Origin of the sequence: Caballeronia arvi (genome assembly GCF_001544695.2) — a bacterium.
GTDB classification, from domain to species: domain Bacteria; phylum Pseudomonadota; class Gammaproteobacteria; order Burkholderiales; family Burkholderiaceae; genus Caballeronia; species Caballeronia arvi.
Genome location: NZ_FCOM02000048.1, coordinates 1 through 16,290, shown reverse-complemented (window position 1 = coordinate 16,290; position 16,290 = coordinate 1). Strand labels below are relative to the sequence as shown.

Here is a 16,290-nt window from a genome sequence, read left to right as displayed (position 1 = left end):
GCAAGTGTATTGATGACGGCGCTCGTTGCGGGCGTCATGAGTCTCGCATCGCAGGCCTTCGCGCAAACGGTGCATTACCCCGGCGGCAAATCGACATTCGATGGCAAGTGCGCGGTCTGCCATCAGGCGGGCGGCAAGGGCATGGACGGGCTCGCGCCGCCGCTCGTCGAGTATCCGGGCAAATATGCAGGCGCGGCCGATGGGCGCGCGCAGCTCGGACATACGGTGATGTATGGCATGTTCGGCCCGATCAAGGTCAAGGAGAAGAGCTACAACTTCAAGATGCCGAGCTTCGCGTCGCTATCCGACGAGGAGATCGCCGACGTGCTGAATTACGTCGTGTTCGATCTGAACGCGCAGCACGGCACGGCCAAGCCCTTCGATGCCGCCGAGGTCAAGGCATGGCGCGCGGCGCCGCTCGACCAGACCGCGGTGCATCAGCGCCGTGACGCGGTCGTGAAGGGCCTCGGGCTATGAAGCCGCGCGCGGTCATCGTTGCGATGCTCGCCGCGCTTGCTTGTGCGGCCGCATCGCAGGCACAGGCAGACGACGCGATCCGCGCACGTCAGGACTTCGTGCTCAATTGCATGGGATGCCATACCGCCGATGGCTCGGGCATTCCCGGCAAGGTGCCGGCCTTGCGCGAATCGCTCGGCCATTTCGTCTCGCTGCCCGAGGGCCGGACCTTCGTGATGCGCGTGCCAGGCGCGGCCAATTCCGCATTGAACGATGCGGAACTCGCGAACGTCCTGAACTGGCTTCTCGCGACGATGAACGAGCAATCGCGGCCCGCATCGTTCAGGCCTTATACGGCGGAAGAGATCGCGGCGCATCGCCGTCCCGCGCTCACCGATGTCGCGCGCACCCGCACGAAGCTCGTGAAGGAATTGCAGGAGAACGGCGTGAACGCCGTCCCGGAACATTACTAGGAGACACCAGCATGAATGACAACCAGCATCTCGCGATGCTCGATTCGACGCGCGCGTTTCTCGCGTCGGCGAAGAAGATGTTGATCGACGGCGCATGGGTGGAAAGCGCAAGCGGCGCGACGCTCGACGTGATCAATCCCGCCGATGGCGAACTGCTCGCACGCGTGCCGAGCGCCGACGAAACGGATGTGGATCGCGCCGTGCTCGCGGCACGCCGCGCATTCGACGATTCCGCATGGTCGCGCATGAAGCCGACGGACCGCGAACGCCTGTTGCTGCGTGTCGCCGATCTGATCGAAGCGAATGCACGCGAGCTCGCGGAAATCGAATCACTCGACAACGGCAAGCCCGTGACCGTCGCGCAAGGTCTCGATGTGTCGATGGCCGCGCAATGCTTTCGCTACATGGCGGGCTGGGCGACGAAGATCGAAGGCAGCACGCTCGAAGCATCGATTCCGTATAGCCCGTCGAATGACTTCTTCGGCTATACGCGCAAGGAAGCGGTGGGTGTCGTCGGCGCGATCATTCCGTGGAATTTCCCGCTGCTGATGGCTTCGTGGAAGCTCGCGCCCGCGCTCGCGACGGGCTGTACCGTGGTGCTCAAGCCTGCGGAAGACACGCCGCTGTCGGCATTGCGTCTCGCGATGCTGATCGAGGAAGCGGGCATCGAGAAGGGCGTCGTGAACGTGGTCACGGGACTCGGTCGCACGGCGGGCGCAGCACTCGCGCGTCATCCCGGCATCGACAAGATTGCGTTCACGGGTTCGACGCCCACCGGCAAGGCGATCGGTCACGCGGCGCTCGATAACATGACGCGCATGTCGCTCGAACTCGGCGGCAAGTCGCCCGTGATCGTGCTGCCCGATGTCGATATCGACAAGGCCGCGGAAGGCGTCGCCAATGCAATCTTCTTCAACTCGGGACAAGTGTGCACAGCGGGTTCGCGCGTCTATGTGCATGACAAGGTATTCGACCGCGTGATGGAGCGAGTCGCGGCGATTGCGCAATCCTTGCCGATGGGACCGGGCCTCGATGCGTCGACGCAGATCGGGCCGCTCGTCTCGGCGCGGCAGATGGATCGCGTGCTGAGTTATATCGAAGCGGGCCGCGACGAAGGCGCGCGTGCGATCGCGGGCGGTGCGCGCAAGGACGGCGCGGGATTTTTCGTCAAGCCGACCGTGCTCGTCGATACGGACCATTCGATGAAAGTCGTGCGCGAGGAAATCTTCGGGCCGGTGCTCGTGGCAATGCCGTTCAACGATATCGACAGCGTGGTCGCTAAAGCAAACGACACGCCGTATGGCCTCGGCGCGAGTATCTGGTCGAATAATCTGTCGGCGATTCACAAGCTCGTGCCGCGCATCAAGGCGGGCACGGTGTGGGTCAATTGCCACTCGCTGCTCGATAACGCAATGCCTTTCGGCGGCTTCAAGCAGTCGGGCTTCGGGCGCGAACTCGGCCGCGCGGTGATCGACATGTACACCGAAACCAAGTCGGTGCTGATCAATTACGCGTGAGGACGCTCGCATGATAACCAGAACGATCTCGCGCCAACTGCTTTCGACGGCGGCGCTCGCCGTATGCGCGAGCGCATCGGCACAAAGCACGGTGACGCTGTACGGAACCGTCGATGCCGGGCTGACATATACGACCAATCAGCAGTTCACCAACGCCGACGGCAGTGTCGGCTCGGGGCATAACATCGCGTTTTCGGGCGGCAATCTCGTGCCTTCGCGCTTCGGTCTGCTCGGCGTGGAAGACCTGGGCGGCGGCCTGCAGGCGAAGTTCAACCTGGAGAACAGTTTCTATACGGGAAGCGGAAGCTTCGTTCAGGGCGGTGCGCAATTCAATCGTCAGGCATGGGTCGGATTGGCACACGAACAATTCGGTACGCTCTCGTTCGGGCGTCAGTACGATTCGTATTCGGATTTCCTCGGGGCTTATGTGTCGAGCAACTCGTGGGCGACCTTGTACGGCTCGCATCTCGGCGATGTGGATAACCTCAACGAAGCGTTCAACTTCAATAACGCGATCAAATATACGAGTCCGGACTGGAATGGTTTCTCGGTCGGTGGCACGTACAGTCTCGGCGGCGTTGCGGGCGATTTCAGCCAACGGCGCGGCTATGCCATTGCCGCGACCTATGCACGTCTGCCGGTCTCGATCAGCGCGGGCTATCTGAACCTGCACAATCCGCTCGATGCGGCTTTGGGCGGCGCAAATGGCTATATCGGCGATTTCGCCTGCTCCAATCCGACGGCGCTCTATTGCCAGTTGCAAAATGCGGAAGCATTGAAGGCATACGGCGCGGGCGCATCGTATGCGTTCGGGCCGGCGACCATCGCATTGACTTATACGCATAGCCTTCTGGAGCATAGCCAGTATTTCGCCGATGCCGCGAATCCGCAGGGCCGCGACATCGCGTTCGATATCGGCGAAGTGAATCTGACCTATGCGGCCACGCCGTTCCTGCAACTTGGGCTCGCCTATATCTATAACAATGCGAAACCGGATGGCAGCTCATCGACGCGCTTTCATCAGGTGAACCTCGGCGCGAATTACGCGTTGTCCAAGCGTACGGCGCTGTATGGTGTCGCGATCATGCAGAAGGCGGTTGGCGCGGGGCTCGGCATCGATCCCGCGACGGGCGGACCGGCGAATTACGCGCAGATTCCGAATCTGCCGAACTCGAACAGCGACCGCCAGTTGTCCGTGACGCTCGGCATACGGCATAACTTTTAAGTCATCCGAGGGCGTGTTTTCACCCGGCCGGGAGATCTCCCCGCCGGGTTTTTTGCCTTCCGTTTCGGCTGTGCACCAATAAGATTCATGGATGCATCTCGCCATATATGATTGATTTGACCGATATAGGCCTGTCAATTAATTTCGATGCGACGTAACCCACAAACGGAGACATCGAACATGAATAGAGCGACCATCGACGCACTGCTGAAAAAGTTCAACGAGAGCGCCACGAACGAAGGCAACGCACGCACGAAAGCGATCGTGAACCGTATCGTGCGCGATCTGTTTTATACGATCGAAGATCTCGACGTTACGCCGGGCGAATTCTGGACAGCGCTGAATTATCTCGGCGAAGCGGGGCAGAGCGGCGAGTTCGGCTTGCTCGCGGCAGGCCTCGGCTTCGAGCACTTCCTGGATGCGCGTCTCGACGAGAAAGAAGCGCAAGCCGGTCTCGAAGGCGGCACGCCGCGAACCATCGAAGGGCCGCTCTATGTGGCGGGCGCGCCGGAATCCGTCGGGCATGCGCGTCTCGACGATGGCACGACTCGAGGCGAAACGCTCGTGATGCGCGGCCGCGTGCTGGGCAAGGATGGCACTCCGCTCGCGAATGCGCTGGTCGAAGTGTGGCACGCAAATCATCTCGGCAGCTACTCGCACTTCGATAAAGCGCAATCCGCGTTCAATCTGCGCCGCTCAATCCGCACCGATAGCGCGGGCCATTACGCGTTCACGAGCGTCGTGCCGGTGGGCTATAGCGTGCCGCCTGGTGGCAAGACGCAGCAATTGCTCGATCAACTCGGGCGGCATGGCCATCGTCCCGCGCACATTCATTTCTTTGTGTCCGCGCCGGGCTATCGCAAACTGACGACGCAGATCAATATCGACGGCGATCCGTATCTGTGGGACGACTTCGCTTTCGCGACGCGTGACGGTCTCGTGCCCGAAGTGAAGAAGGCCGAAGGCGCACAAGGCAAACCCTATGGCGTGGATGGGCGCTTTGCGCTGATCGACTTCGACTTCAGGCTATGCAGCGAACGCGATGACGTGCCCGGCACGGAAGTGGAACGCGTGCGCGCGGCGGCCTGAGTGTCGATCTATCGCTAAGCACTCGCCTTGCGATAGAACGACACATGCAGTGCCTTCACGCGTTCGGCGAATTCTTCGACAGGGCCATCGACAACCGTATCGTCGATCACGTCCTGAATCGCGAGGGGGCGCACGCGCCCCGGCTTCGCGCCGAGTTCGGCACGCCATTGCGTGAACTGCCCCGTCGATGCCGCATACACGATGCGCCCCAGCCCGACCCACGCGTGCGCTGCCGAGCACATCGGACAATGTTCGCCTGACGTGTACACGACCGCTTCCTTGCGCTGCGCTTCGGGCACGTTCTCCGCCGCCCATTTCGCAATCGCGAATTCCGGATGCCGCGTGTGATCGCCGCCGCTCACGCGATTGCGGTCTTCGAAAAGCACGCGTCCGTCTTTCGCGACGAGCATCGAGCCGAACGGTTCGTCGCCATCGTCGAGCGCTTCCTGCGCGAGTTCGATGCAGCGGATCAAATGCTTCTTGTCGGTATCGTCGATCATGCTGTGTCCTCCTGTTGACTGAATTAACGAAAGGCGCGCATCTGCGCCGTCATGAACTGAAGCATCTTGTTCGATGCAACCGATAACCTGCGCCCCGCGCGCGTCACGAGATGCGCTTCGGCATCGGCGAGAATCGGATGATTGATATCGATCGCGAAGAGCTCGCCCGCGGCCATTTCGCTCGTCACGGCGAACGCAGGCAGCACCGTGATGCCGAGCCCCGATTTCACGAACTGTTTGAGTATGGCGATGGAGTTCGTCGTCACGACCGGATCGAGCCGCAGCTTTTCCGCATACTCGACCGCCTCCAACATCTGACGCGTGCCGTATGAAGCGTGCGTGACCGCGAGCGGATATCGAGCGAGTTCTTGCACGCTCATCGACTTGCATTCATTGAGCGGAAAATTCGCGCCGACGATCGCCATCATCGGCTGGCGCTTGATTGCGCGCGACACGAGCTTCGGCTCCTGCGGCGGGTTATACACGAGACCAATCTCGCCTTCATCCTCGGAGATCTTGCGAATCACGTCGTTGGTGCCGCCGAGATCGAGATTCACCTTGATGCCGGGATAGTGCCGGCAGAACTGCTGCATCGGACCGGAAAGCAGATCCGATACAAAGCCTTCGCCGAGCACGATATTCACGCGCCCCGTGCGCAATCCGCGCAATTCCTGAAGACGCGAGAGCAGATCATCGCGATGCGCGAGCTGCTCGCGAAAGTATTCGATCACGCATTGCCCGGCCTCGGTCGGCTTCACGCCGCGCGCATGGCGTTCGACGAGCGCGGCATCCAGTTCCTTTTCCAGCAGGCCAATCTGCCGGCTGACTGCGGATGGCGCGACGTTGAGGTAATCGGCGGCCGCGCGAATCGTGCCGCAGCGCACGGACTCGAAAAAATAAACGATGCGGCTGTCGGTGAGATTGTCCGTCATGGCGGGCGAGTGTTCTAGAAATTAGAACAAATCCAATATTGGCGTTGATTGATTGTACGGCTTCGTCGGCCGATTATGACAAGACCGCAAAACGCACATGAGGAGCTGAACGGATGAAAACAGTAGGTGTGATCGGTCTGGGAAACATGGGACGCGGCATGGCGCGCTGCGCCAAACAGGGCGGCTTTCGCGTGCTCGGCTTCGATGCGGCGCCGGGAGTAGCCGAAGCGCTTCGGGAAGACGGAATCGAAGCGCGCACGTCGATTGCGGCGATTGCGAGCGAAGTCGACGTGCTCATTCTCTCGCTGCCGACGTCCGCGATCGTCGAAGAAGTCGTGCTCGGGCAGGGCGGCGTGGCGTCGAGCGGCAAGCCAGGCCTGATCGTCGTCGACACGACGACCGCCGATCCGAACAGTACGAAGAAAGTCGCCGCCGCGCTCGCGGAATGCAGTATCGGCTTTGTCGATGCGCCCGTGAGCGGCGGCCCGAAAGGTGCCGCAACCGCCACGATGACGATGGTGCTCGGCGGCTCGGAAAGCGACGTCGCGTCGGTCGAGCCGATCCTCGCCGTGATCAGCGCGAAGCGCGTGCATGTTGGGCCGGTCGGCGCGGGGCACGTGACGAAAATCATCAACAACATGCTGACGGGCGTGCATCTGCTCGCCGCGAGCGAGGCCGTGCGCGCGGCTCAGGGCGCGGGCGTCGATCCGGAAAAGCTCGTCGAGGCGCTCAACGGCGGATCGGGCCGCAACAGCGCGACGCTCACCAACTATCCGACGTGGATCTTCAACGACAAGTTCGACTCTGGCTTCACGATGAAGCTGATGCGCAAGGACGTTCGTCTCGCGATGGCGCTGCTCGACAGCGTGCACGAGAACGCGCCGGTCGCGCGGGAAGCAGGGCGCTTGTGGGCGGCGAGCGAGGCGAGCATCGGCGATGCGGAGGATTTCAATCGCATCGTGCAGTTCAATGAATCGAAGCAACGGGACTAATCGAATATGAATATCGACGCAGCAGAACAGCTTCTCGCGGCCTTCGCGCATTTCTTTCCGGGCGCGAAGACCATTGGCTCGTATGTCGGTGGCGAACTGATCGAAGGCGCGGGCGATAGCATCCAGCTCTACGATGCCGCCACGGGCAAACCGAGTCTCGCGTACAAGGACGGCGGCGCGGCGGTCGTCGAGCAGGCAGCGGCGGCGGCCACGCGCGCGCAGAAGCAATGGTGGGCGCTCACGCACGCGGCACGCGGCCGCGTGATGTTCGAGATCGCGCGCGAGATCCGCAAGGAAGCGGAGCAGATCGCGCGGCTCGAATCGCTCGGCTCGGGCAAGCCGATCCGCGATTGCCGCGGCGAAGTGGCGAAGGTCGCCGAGATGTTCGAGTACTACGGCGGCTGGGCCGACAAGTTTTATGGCGATGTGATCCCCGTGCCGACATCGCACCTGAACTACACGCGCCGCGAGCCCGCCGGCACCGTGCTGCAGATCACGCCGTGGAATGCGCCGGTCTTCACGTGCGGCTGGCAGGTCGCGCCCGCCATATCGATGGGCAATGCCGTGCTGCTGAAGCCTTCGGAGCTGACGCCGTTCACGTCGCTCGTGATCGGCTTGCTGGCCGAGCGCGGCGGCGCGCCGAAGGGTCTCATCAACGTGCTCGCGGGGCTCGGGCAGACGGTGGCGCAGTCGGCGATCGCGAACAAGGCGGTGAAGAAGGTCGTGTTCGTCGGCTCGCCGGCAACGGGCGCGCGCATCGCGGAAGCCGCGGCGAAACGCGTGCTGCCGTGCGTGCTCGAGCTGGGTGGCAAGTCGGCCAACATCATCTTCGCCGATGCCGATCTCAAGCGTGCCGCATTGACCGCACAGGCGGCGATTTTCGCGGGCGCGGGGCAAAGCTGCGTCGCGGGCTCGCGGCTGCTCGTGCAGCGTTCCGTCTACGACGAATTCGTCGCGATGGTCGCGGCGGGCGCGAAAAAGATTCGCGTCGGCGCGCCGCTCGACGATGCCACCGAGGTCGGCCCGATCAATAATCGCAGGCAATATGACCACGTGATATCGATGATCGAAAAGGGCGTCGCCGCCGGTGCGACACTCGCGGCGGGCACGGCCGAGCGCTCGGAAGCGGGCTACTTCGTGCCGCCGACCGTGCTCGCGGGCGTCACCAACGACATGGACGTCGCGCGCACGGAGATCTTCGGGCCGGTGGTGGCGGCGATTCCGTTCGACTCGGAAGAGGAAGCCGTCGCGATCGCCAACGATACCGAGTTCGGCCTCGCGGGCGCCGTGTGGACCAACGATGTCGCGCGCTCGCATCGCGTCGCGAGTCAGGTGGATGCGGGCACGTTCTGGGTCAACGGCTACAAGACGATCAACGTGGCGTCGCCGTTCGGCGGCTACGGCTTGTCCGGCTATGGACGATCCAGCGGCGTCGAGGCGCTCTACGAGTACACGCAGACCAAGAGCGTGTGGATCGAAACGGCGAAGGATCCGGCCACCACGTTCGGTTATCTATGAACGGGTTATGACCGGGCTATGACCTGTCTATGATCTATTTATGATCAAAGCGCCCGCGCGTTGCTGCGGCATCGCGCGGGCACACAAAGGGGACGAGACAATGCAAAGCACGTTGAGCGCGGATCGCGCGGATGGAAGCGGCCTGAGAACCGCGAAGCTCTTTTTCTATGCGGCGATCATTCTGTTGATCGCGGAGTTCATCGGCTCGTTCACGTTCAAGATCGGCCCGGGCAAAGTCGTTCTGCTGCCGATGATCTGGGCGCTCCTGCTCGGCGCCGCACTCGGGCTCGCGTCCGAACGCTGGAAAAGCCCCGCGCGGCTCGACGTGCGCAGCCAGTTCTATGCCGCCGCCATCCTTCAGCCAGCGCTACTGCTGTTCGTTTCGAAGCTCGGGCTGATGGTCGGCAGCGCCTTGCCCAAGCTCGCCGCGGCGGGCTGGGCGCTCGCGTTCCAGGAGCTCGGCCACTTCGTCGGCACGATTCTGCTCGGCTTGCCGCTCGCGCTTTTGCTCGGCATCAAGCGCGAAGCGATCGGCGCGACGTTTTCGGTCGGGCGCGAGCCGAGCCTTGCGATCATCGGCGAGAAGTACGGCATGGATTCGGCGGAAGGGCGCGGCGTGCTTGCCGAATATCTGACCGGCACGGTGTTCGGCGCAGTGTTCATCGCCATTTTCGCGGGCTTCGTCGCGAGCTTGCATATCTTTCATCCGCTCGCGCTCGCGATGGGCTCTGGCGTCGGGTCGGGCAGCATGATGGCGGCGGCATCGGGCGCGATCGCGGCGCAGCAGGACCCGGAAACGGCCAAATCCGTGCTGACGTTCGCGGCGGCGAGCAACCTGATCACGACGACCATCGGCACGTATTTCACGCTGTTCATTTCGCTGCCGATGGCGGTGTGGGGCTATCGGCTGCTGGAGCCGCTGATCGGCCGCACGACAAAGGCGTCGAGTTCGCGGGAGGCGGATTCGTCGGCGCCGAAACTGGGCGATGTGAAGACCGAGGCACCGCATCTCGGTTACGGCGGCAAGATGCTGGCGTGGGGCGTGACGGCGGCGATGGCGCTCGTCGCCGACTGGATCACGCACGGCACGACGCCGCTGCATGGTCTGCCCGGCATGGCGGTGATGGTGCTCGCGACGATCGTCGGCGATGCCATCGCGCAGGCGACCGGGCGCAAGATTCCGGCGGTCTGCTGGGTGTCGATCGTGGCGATGTTCCTGACGTCGCCGTGGTGCCCGTGGGGCGCGCAGATCGCGACGCTGAGCGCGCAGAACGACTTCCTTGGCGTGACGACGCCGATGCTGACCTTCGCGGGACTTTCGATCGCCAAGGACATTCCGGCGTTCAGGCGACTCGGCTGGCGGATCGTGCTGGTGTCCTTCGTGGCGAACGCCGGGACGTTTCTGGGCGCGGCGCTGGTGGCGCAACTGTTCCACATCTGAGCATGACGGCGGCAGTACGGCGCGGGCAGCGCGGTATAAAATCTAGATGTACCTGTCTCGCGCTCGAATGCGCCCGCCGCCATGGAAACTCCTTCGGGCAAAGAAGTCCCTGCCAAACGAATGTCGCCGCGCATGCTCAACGTGCTGACCGCCCTCATCGGGCTGGCCACGCTCGTGCTGGGCGTGGGCTGGCTGATCTACACGTGGATCGTTCATCTGGAAATCCCGTACTTCGCCATTCCGCTCGTGCTCACCGTGCCGGTGATCGTTGCTGTGGCGTTCCGGAATTGCTGGGACTGAACCTGCGCGTCAGTTGAAAATCGCGCGCGAATGAAAACGCACCGAGGCGATCGATATCGCGTCGGTGCGTTCGTACATATGCGTTGGTAGGCTCGATTGGACTCGAACCAACGACCCCCACCATGTCAAGGTGGTGCTCTAACCAGCTGAGCTACGAGCCTACAGAAGGCGCGAATTATAGGGGAAAGTTTCGCCCTGTGGGAGGTTTTGGGTGAAATTCTTTTTGCGTGTTGTTTGGACCGTAAGAAGCCAGGTACGGAGCCGCGCTGAAGTTCCCTGGTTTCTACCCGCCGTCGTTCTGTCGATGGGTTCGCCTGAACTCCCTTTCTCTTGCCTCCACGCGTGACGCGGCGACCGATAACTCCTCAACGCAAGCTCCGCATCATTACTTCGCATTCCGATGCTTTTCCGGCCAAAGGACCCAGTAGACGCAGGTCTGGAGGGTGCTATTAGAACTGCGCCACTCACGAATGGATGGCCGGATAGCCAAGGCTCTTACCATAAGATCAATTCGTGAGCGAGCATATGTTATGCGTTATGCATTCTATGTCTCTATACGAACGTACGCAATCATTCATCGTTCGAAAATGCATCGGGCGTTTTTTCATATGGATAGCTATTTATTCAATCTTATCGACGCAAATTTTTCTTGCCTGTATTCTCACTAGTGAGAGCAATGCGACCCACGCTCTGATGGACGGCATTTGTGCATTCCACACGAAGAATCAAGAACGAATCGAATTGGAGACTACATGCCAACTCCACTCTATGTGCTCGAAGATGTGGCTCGCCCGTGCGACGACGTTCGTCAAAAGGAATTCACGGAAAAAGTCAAGGATATTGGAATTGTCTTGTACGACGGGTTTTCTTTGCTTGCGGCCGGCATGCTTGCAGAAGCGCTTCATATTGCGAATGAGTTGCAGTCCGAAAGTTCTGCGAACCCGTTCAAATATCGCGTGAATCTTATCTCCGCACGTGGCGGGACTGTTTCCTGTTCGTCGTCGATGTCGGTGTTGACGGAGCAGCCAAGTGCCCGGGAAATCGATCGCTTCGACACACTTTTCGTCGCGGGAGGAAGCGGGGTCGCGCGTGCGTCGGCCGACTCCGACCTCATCGAACTATTACGCAGGCTCTGCGCGAAGAGTGTCACCATCACGGCAATCGGCAATGGCCACATGCTCTTGTCAGCGGCCGGGGTGCGGCAATGTGACCGGCATTCGATGATGCACGATATCTACGCGGGAATGTCAACGCCGACCGTTCCCGAGCACGATCCCGATCAGGCGTTGATGAGTTCGCTCGCACTTCTGAAGAAGGATCTCGGCTCGGAACTGGCGGTACGCGTGGCAGATTGCGTCGGCTCAGGCGCAGCCGGCTCGTTGGCCGGCGATTTCCAGGACAGGTATGCAACCACGCTGGCGGAAAAGGTGTGCTCATCGGCACGCTGGCTAGTGCAGAACTGCGCAAAACCGATATCCGTCGTCGATGCCGCGAGGATGGCTTCGATGAGCGAGCGCAATTTTGTGCGTCTCTTCAAGCGGGAGATCGGCGTCACTCCATCGAGGTATCTGCTTCGCGCGCGACTCGATCTCACATGCAAGCTGCTCGTGAGTAGTGAGCTACCGGTCGACAAGATAGCTCGCAGCACCGGCCTCAGCAACGGAGAGCGCCTGTCGAAGTTGTTTCGCAAGGAGTTTTCGATGTCGCCCACTGAATTCCGGACGAATAGCCGACGGAACGAATGACATTCGAAGACCCTGTGACCGCGCGTGACCGGGCTGAACATGCCATCGCTCATGGCAGGGCGCCGCGCTGTGATGACGACCCCGAATGCCTCGTCGATTCGCGAGGCAGGATCCTTAGCACTGAAGATCTTTCTTATAAGAAACCCGATGGATGTAGGGAATGTAAGCGGGCTCCTGAGTTAGACTCATTCTCAACTGACGAAGAATCAACCGGTTATGCATGATCGTATCGGCATGGGCAAAACTTTTTCTCTCCTGACAAAAGGCATGCCCGGCGGTAGAAAGGACCGTGCGCTATCCCACATATCGTCGCTTAGACCGTACCAAATGCATCGGTTTTGGCCTAGGCTTTCGCTAATGAGGAAATCAAAAAGTAGCCCCGCTTGCAAAAAAGGACTCTTTTAGTAGTCCAGACTTGGAATCAAATAAGCACGTTTTCAGGCCCGTCCGGAGAATCGGACGCGATCAACGCCGGTAGACGACTCTTCGTCTATAAAACGTTCTTGGTATCCAGGATAGCGATATTATCGCCGATAGCTCTTACGAAACCCAGTTGAACCGAAAAAAAATCTCCCCACAATCTCGTTTCTATTTCACGCAGATGAAGGGACGCAGTGTTTCCACGCGAACCGGGTGAGCGTCGATTGGCGAAGCGGGGCAGGACCGCCAATACGACCTGGCGAGCGACGGATGCGGACCGATTTCGCGACACGCTGAATTGATAGTCGGTTAATTTCGGCGGGCCGTTCTTTTTTCCCCTCACAACAACGCTATTACCTTGGCATTCCTAATTGCAACGATTCGGTCATGGAAGTTGGGCAAAGATGAAAGAGATTACTCGCATTACCAATCGAAGAAAGTCGGAATGTGCGCTGCCCAACGGATCTTCCCAAGTCGAACATGCAGTATCGGACCGTCCAATTCGGACAGACTCCTGATCGATTCCGCCACTAGGTGGATGGGCCGTCTCCCCAGGTCTCAATCAAACGGGGACAAACGGACTTTGATAGACATAACTGCCATTTAAGTGGACCTGAGAGGAATTCATGGCTATGTCTCACGCCATCTTCTGTTGCGATGCAGACTTGCGCAGTAGATTCGAACCATTCGGCGGTCCCGATGTTAAGCATGTTGGTATCGTCTTATATGACGGGTTTTCTCTTGTAGGAGTCGGTACGCTGATAGAAACGCTGCACATCGCAAACGAATTGCAAGGTTCCGGGGAAAGAAGGCGTCTCACGTACCGCGTCTCTCTCCTGTCGGCTCGTGGTGGGGTAGTGCCCTGTTCGTCGTCTATCCGTGTTTGCACGGAACAGCTGGACCTACAGCGATCCGGCGCTTTCGATGCGTTGTACGTCGCCGGCGGGGCCGGCGTGACGGGTGCGTCGGCAGACGATGGACTCATCGAACTGTTGAAAACGATCGGTTCCGAAAGTGTCGCCATAAGTGCGCTGGGCAGCGGGCATACGTTGTTGGCGGCTGCCGGCCTGTCATGCAACACATGTGTTTCGCTCGGTCGCGATGTGTTCACGCATGATCGTCCTAGCCGGCCCAGGGACGAGCGCAGCCATGCATTGGTGTATGGGTTGGGTCTGCTCAAACGAGATCTTGGATACGATATCGTATCGTCAACTGCCGAACGTCTCCTCGATAATCAACACCTGTCCATTATGCTGAGCGAGATAAGGACGCCGACCACTGCCGAGAAGACACAGGAATCCGCGCGTTGGCTGGAGCGCAATTGTGGCAAGCCCGTCTCAGTAGTCGACGCTGCGCACACTGCCGCGATGAGTGGAAGAAACTTCTCCCGCCATTTCAAGCGTCAAATGGGCCTCACGCCTTCGCAATACCTATTGAACGCGCGTCTGAAGCTTAGTTGCGAATTGCTCATGAACAGCGAGCTTCCCATCGACAAAATCGCTCGAAGGACGGGCCTGAGCAGTGGGGAACGACTGTCGAAGTTGTTCAGAAAGCAGTTCTCCATGTCGCCTACTGAATATCGTGCTCTGAAACGCGAGGAAAACATACTCTAGCTCCTAATCTTAGAGCGGTCGGTTGCCTGGTGCACAACTGTTCCGGCCTTAGCCACGACGCAATGAGGACAGACATGATTTCCAAGACGGCCTTAAAAAAAATACTGGCGCGCGGCATTACGAGTTTCAGGGTTGACGTCGCGTCGCGTAAGCTCCTTTGGCGCGATCGCGTCGCCGTTCTTCTGTACCACGATCCTAAACCCGACACGCTGGATTACCATCTGACGTATCTAAAATCCTTTTGCGATGTTGTCCCGCTCGCGCATGTGGCTTCGCCAGGAAGCGGACGTCCCCGGGCCGCGATTACACTTGATGACGGTGCAGCGGGGAACGCGGACTTGTTGCCGGTTTTCATCAAACATAATGTGCGTCCGACGATTTTCCTCTGCAGCCAAATCGTCGGCCGCCCGACCATGCACTGGTGGCTTCATCCTGGCGCAAAGCAAGCCGGCATCGAGCGCCTCAAGCGAATGAGCAATGCGGAGCGCCTCGCCGAGCTTGGCAAATACGGATATCACCAGACGCACGAGGGAGACGGGACGGGGCTGACGGCAGGGCAAATCGAAGCAATGCGCCCATTCGTGGATTTTCAGGCACATACTCGCTTTCATCCTATCCTGACCCGGTGCAACGACCGCGAGTGCGAACAGGAGATCTCCGTCTGTAAGTCGGAACTCGAATCCATGCTCGGGACCGAATGTGAGCATTTCGCGTATCCGAACGGCAATTACACCGACCGCGAAGTCGGATTCGTAAAAGCCGCCGGTTATAAGTCGGCACGCACTTGCGATCTCGGATGGAACGATAGCCGCAGCGACCCATATCGTCTCAAGACGATCGTCATAGACGACGACGCCACGCTGTGGTGGTTTGCAGCACAATTGACGGGAATTCCAGTGTTCCTGCGATATGTGCGCCATGCTCGGAACTTCTCCGGGTATTCGCCGCAGTTCTGACCAAGACTAAAGGGTCGAGAAGGGCGCAGTGTCTCGTCCTGCGCCTCTGTTGATTGACCGGATATGCAGCATACTAATGTCACCAAGCCGAAGCTTGGTGCCTCGTACGCGAGGGCTTAGTCCTCCGACGAGCTCTGATGGGCGCCCGTTCCTGCTGCCGTTCGCGTATCCGCTTCAGCAAAGCTCCAATCCACGCGTGTTTTTCGACGCCACGATCAGACTGTCTCTCTGGCCGCGATGCATCACATCGTTATCTCAGCCACCGGCTTCGGGGAGTTCGTCGAGAATGTAAGAAGACATCCGGTGCGCTACGAGGGGGCACTTTCGAGACGGCCAGCGGACCGATCGAGCTGATGCGGTCGGGCCGGATGGGGCTCATAAGTTCAGGTGCGCCGAATTCAGCTCCGACCTCCGGAACATGGTTTGACGCTATGGGCGTACCCCCTTGTTAAGGGTAACGGCAACCGAGAGTTCGCGTTAGAGTACGCTTGCGAGTAACAGACGCAATTGTGCATGGGCTACATCAAGCGAGCACCGTTCTCGGTCGGTTTTGACTAATAGACTGTGGGAAGTGCGACGCTGGCGCGGTGGAATAACGATGTGATTTTGAGCATTTGACAATCAATAGAGAGTCGTTAATGACGAGCATTTTCACCCATGTTTTATGCTTCGTATCAGGTGTTTTGATCGGCGTATTCGGTTGCGCTTTATGTGTTGCGCGATCAAGAGCGCCGAGGGATCAAGACGACCGATAGAACATTTGACGGTCGTAAAGGGCAGAAACCGTGGCAGACGATGCGAAAGCAATTGATTTCCACAGTCGTGGGTGCGCGGGCGTTGGCATGACGGCCAGAAGCCAACGTCCGATCTCGCGCTGAAGAACAACAAGCCGCTCGACGTGAGCATGCGTGATGTCGGCTGGAAGAGAAAACGCTCAAGATTGGGCCGACAGCGCTGTAGACGCGGATGGAGCTGTTGTCTGTCGAAAGCGGTCGGGCGTTATATTTGACATAACATAAATTAGCGACTTTTTGTTTGTAGGTCCCAGATAGAAATGTCGTGTTTCTGCCAGATAGAAATGTCGTGTTTTGACGTAGGTTCGTGGCCAGACGA

General features: G+C 59.7%; 14 protein-coding genes and 1 tRNA gene. 12 read left to right on the top strand and 3 right to left on the bottom strand.

Annotated elements, in window-relative coordinates; translation table 11 throughout:
- The first annotated feature begins 12 nt into the window (after window positions 1-12).
- From AWB74_RS33385 to catA, 5 genes are all read left to right on the top strand, one after another.
- Window positions 13-477, top strand: a complete 465-nt coding sequence (locus tag AWB74_RS33385) for a c-type cytochrome (protein WP_407642502.1) — start codon at window positions 13-15, stop codon at window positions 475-477.
- On the top strand, window positions 474-929 hold the full coding sequence (locus AWB74_RS33380) for a c-type cytochrome (RefSeq protein ID WP_061150886.1): 456 nt from the start codon (window positions 474-476) through the stop codon (window positions 927-929). The genes AWB74_RS33385 and AWB74_RS33380 overlap by 4 nt, the downstream gene beginning before the upstream one ends.
- A gap of 11 nt (window positions 930-940) precedes the next feature.
- Window positions 941-2,446: an aldehyde dehydrogenase family protein gene (locus AWB74_RS33375; protein ID WP_061150885.1), complete on the top strand. Its 1,506-nt coding sequence runs from the start codon at window positions 941-943 to the stop codon at window positions 2,444-2,446.
- Window positions 2,447-2,456: 10 nt separating this feature from the next.
- Window positions 2,457-3,671 (top strand): porin, encoded by a 1,215-nt coding sequence (locus AWB74_RS33370; RefSeq protein WP_087039346.1) that lies wholly within the window; start codon window positions 2,457-2,459, stop codon window positions 3,669-3,671.
- 180 nt (window positions 3,672-3,851) lie between these two features.
- The gene (gene catA, locus AWB74_RS33365; protein ID WP_061150884.1) at window positions 3,852-4,760 is read left to right on the top strand and encodes a catechol 1,2-dioxygenase; all 909 of its coding nucleotides are present in this window, start codon (window positions 3,852-3,854) and stop codon (window positions 4,758-4,760) included.
- 14 nt (window positions 4,761-4,774) lie between these two features.
- Here the strand turns inward: catA and AWB74_RS33360 are convergent, their stop codons facing one another.
- Together AWB74_RS33360 and AWB74_RS33355 are read right to left on the bottom strand one after the other, a co-directional pair.
- The gene (locus AWB74_RS33360) at window positions 4,775-5,260 is read right to left on the bottom strand and encodes a nucleoside deaminase (protein ID WP_061150883.1); all 486 of its coding nucleotides are present in this window, start codon (window positions 5,258-5,260) and stop codon (window positions 4,775-4,777) included.
- A 23-nt stretch (window positions 5,261-5,283) separates the two neighbouring features.
- The gene (locus tag AWB74_RS33355) at window positions 5,284-6,192 is read right to left on the bottom strand and encodes a LysR family transcriptional regulator (protein WP_061150882.1); all 909 of its coding nucleotides are present in this window, start codon (window positions 6,190-6,192) and stop codon (window positions 5,284-5,286) included.
- 113 nt (window positions 6,193-6,305) lie between these two features.
- Between AWB74_RS33355 and AWB74_RS33350 the strand changes: the two genes are divergently transcribed.
- The 4 genes from AWB74_RS33350 (at window position 6,306) to AWB74_RS33335 (ending at window position 10,443) form a co-directional block, all read left to right on the top strand.
- Window positions 6,306-7,184, top strand: a complete 879-nt coding sequence (locus AWB74_RS33350; RefSeq protein WP_061150881.1) for an NAD(P)-dependent oxidoreductase — start codon at window positions 6,306-6,308, stop codon at window positions 7,182-7,184.
- Between the two features lie 6 nt (window positions 7,185-7,190).
- Complete coding sequence (locus AWB74_RS33345; RefSeq protein ID WP_061150880.1) at window positions 7,191-8,702, top strand: aldehyde dehydrogenase family protein; 1,512 nt, start codon at window positions 7,191-7,193, stop codon at window positions 8,700-8,702.
- A 100-nt stretch (window positions 8,703-8,802) separates the two neighbouring features.
- On the top strand, window positions 8,803-10,143 hold the full coding sequence (locus tag AWB74_RS33340; RefSeq protein ID WP_061150879.1) for a DUF3100 domain-containing protein: 1,341 nt from the start codon (window positions 8,803-8,805) through the stop codon (window positions 10,141-10,143).
- A gap of 81 nt (window positions 10,144-10,224) precedes the next feature.
- Window positions 10,225-10,443, top strand: coding sequence for a hypothetical protein (locus AWB74_RS33335; protein WP_061150878.1), 219 nt, complete (start codon window positions 10,225-10,227; stop codon window positions 10,441-10,443).
- Between the two features lie 84 nt (window positions 10,444-10,527).
- Here AWB74_RS33335 and AWB74_RS33330 read toward each other — a convergent pair.
- Window positions 10,528-10,604: transfer RNA gene (locus AWB74_RS33330), tRNA-Val, on the bottom strand.
- A gap of 591 nt (window positions 10,605-11,195) precedes the next feature.
- On the opposite strand from AWB74_RS33330, the gene AWB74_RS33325 reads away from it, so the two are divergent.
- The 3 genes from AWB74_RS33325 (at window position 11,196) to AWB74_RS33315 (ending at window position 15,177) form a co-directional block, all read left to right on the top strand.
- On the top strand, window positions 11,196-12,188 hold the full coding sequence (locus AWB74_RS33325) for a GlxA family transcriptional regulator (RefSeq protein ID WP_087039345.1): 993 nt from the start codon (window positions 11,196-11,198) through the stop codon (window positions 12,186-12,188).
- A gap of 1,052 nt (window positions 12,189-13,240) precedes the next feature.
- The gene (locus AWB74_RS33320) at window positions 13,241-14,221 is read left to right on the top strand and encodes a GlxA family transcriptional regulator (protein WP_061150931.1); all 981 of its coding nucleotides are present in this window, start codon (window positions 13,241-13,243) and stop codon (window positions 14,219-14,221) included.
- Between the two features lie 74 nt (window positions 14,222-14,295).
- A complete protein-coding gene (locus tag AWB74_RS33315; RefSeq protein WP_061150930.1) occupies window positions 14,296-15,177 on the top strand; it encodes a polysaccharide deacetylase family protein in 882 nt (293 codons plus the stop codon).
- The last annotated feature ends 1,113 nt before the right edge of the window (window positions 15,178-16,290 follow it).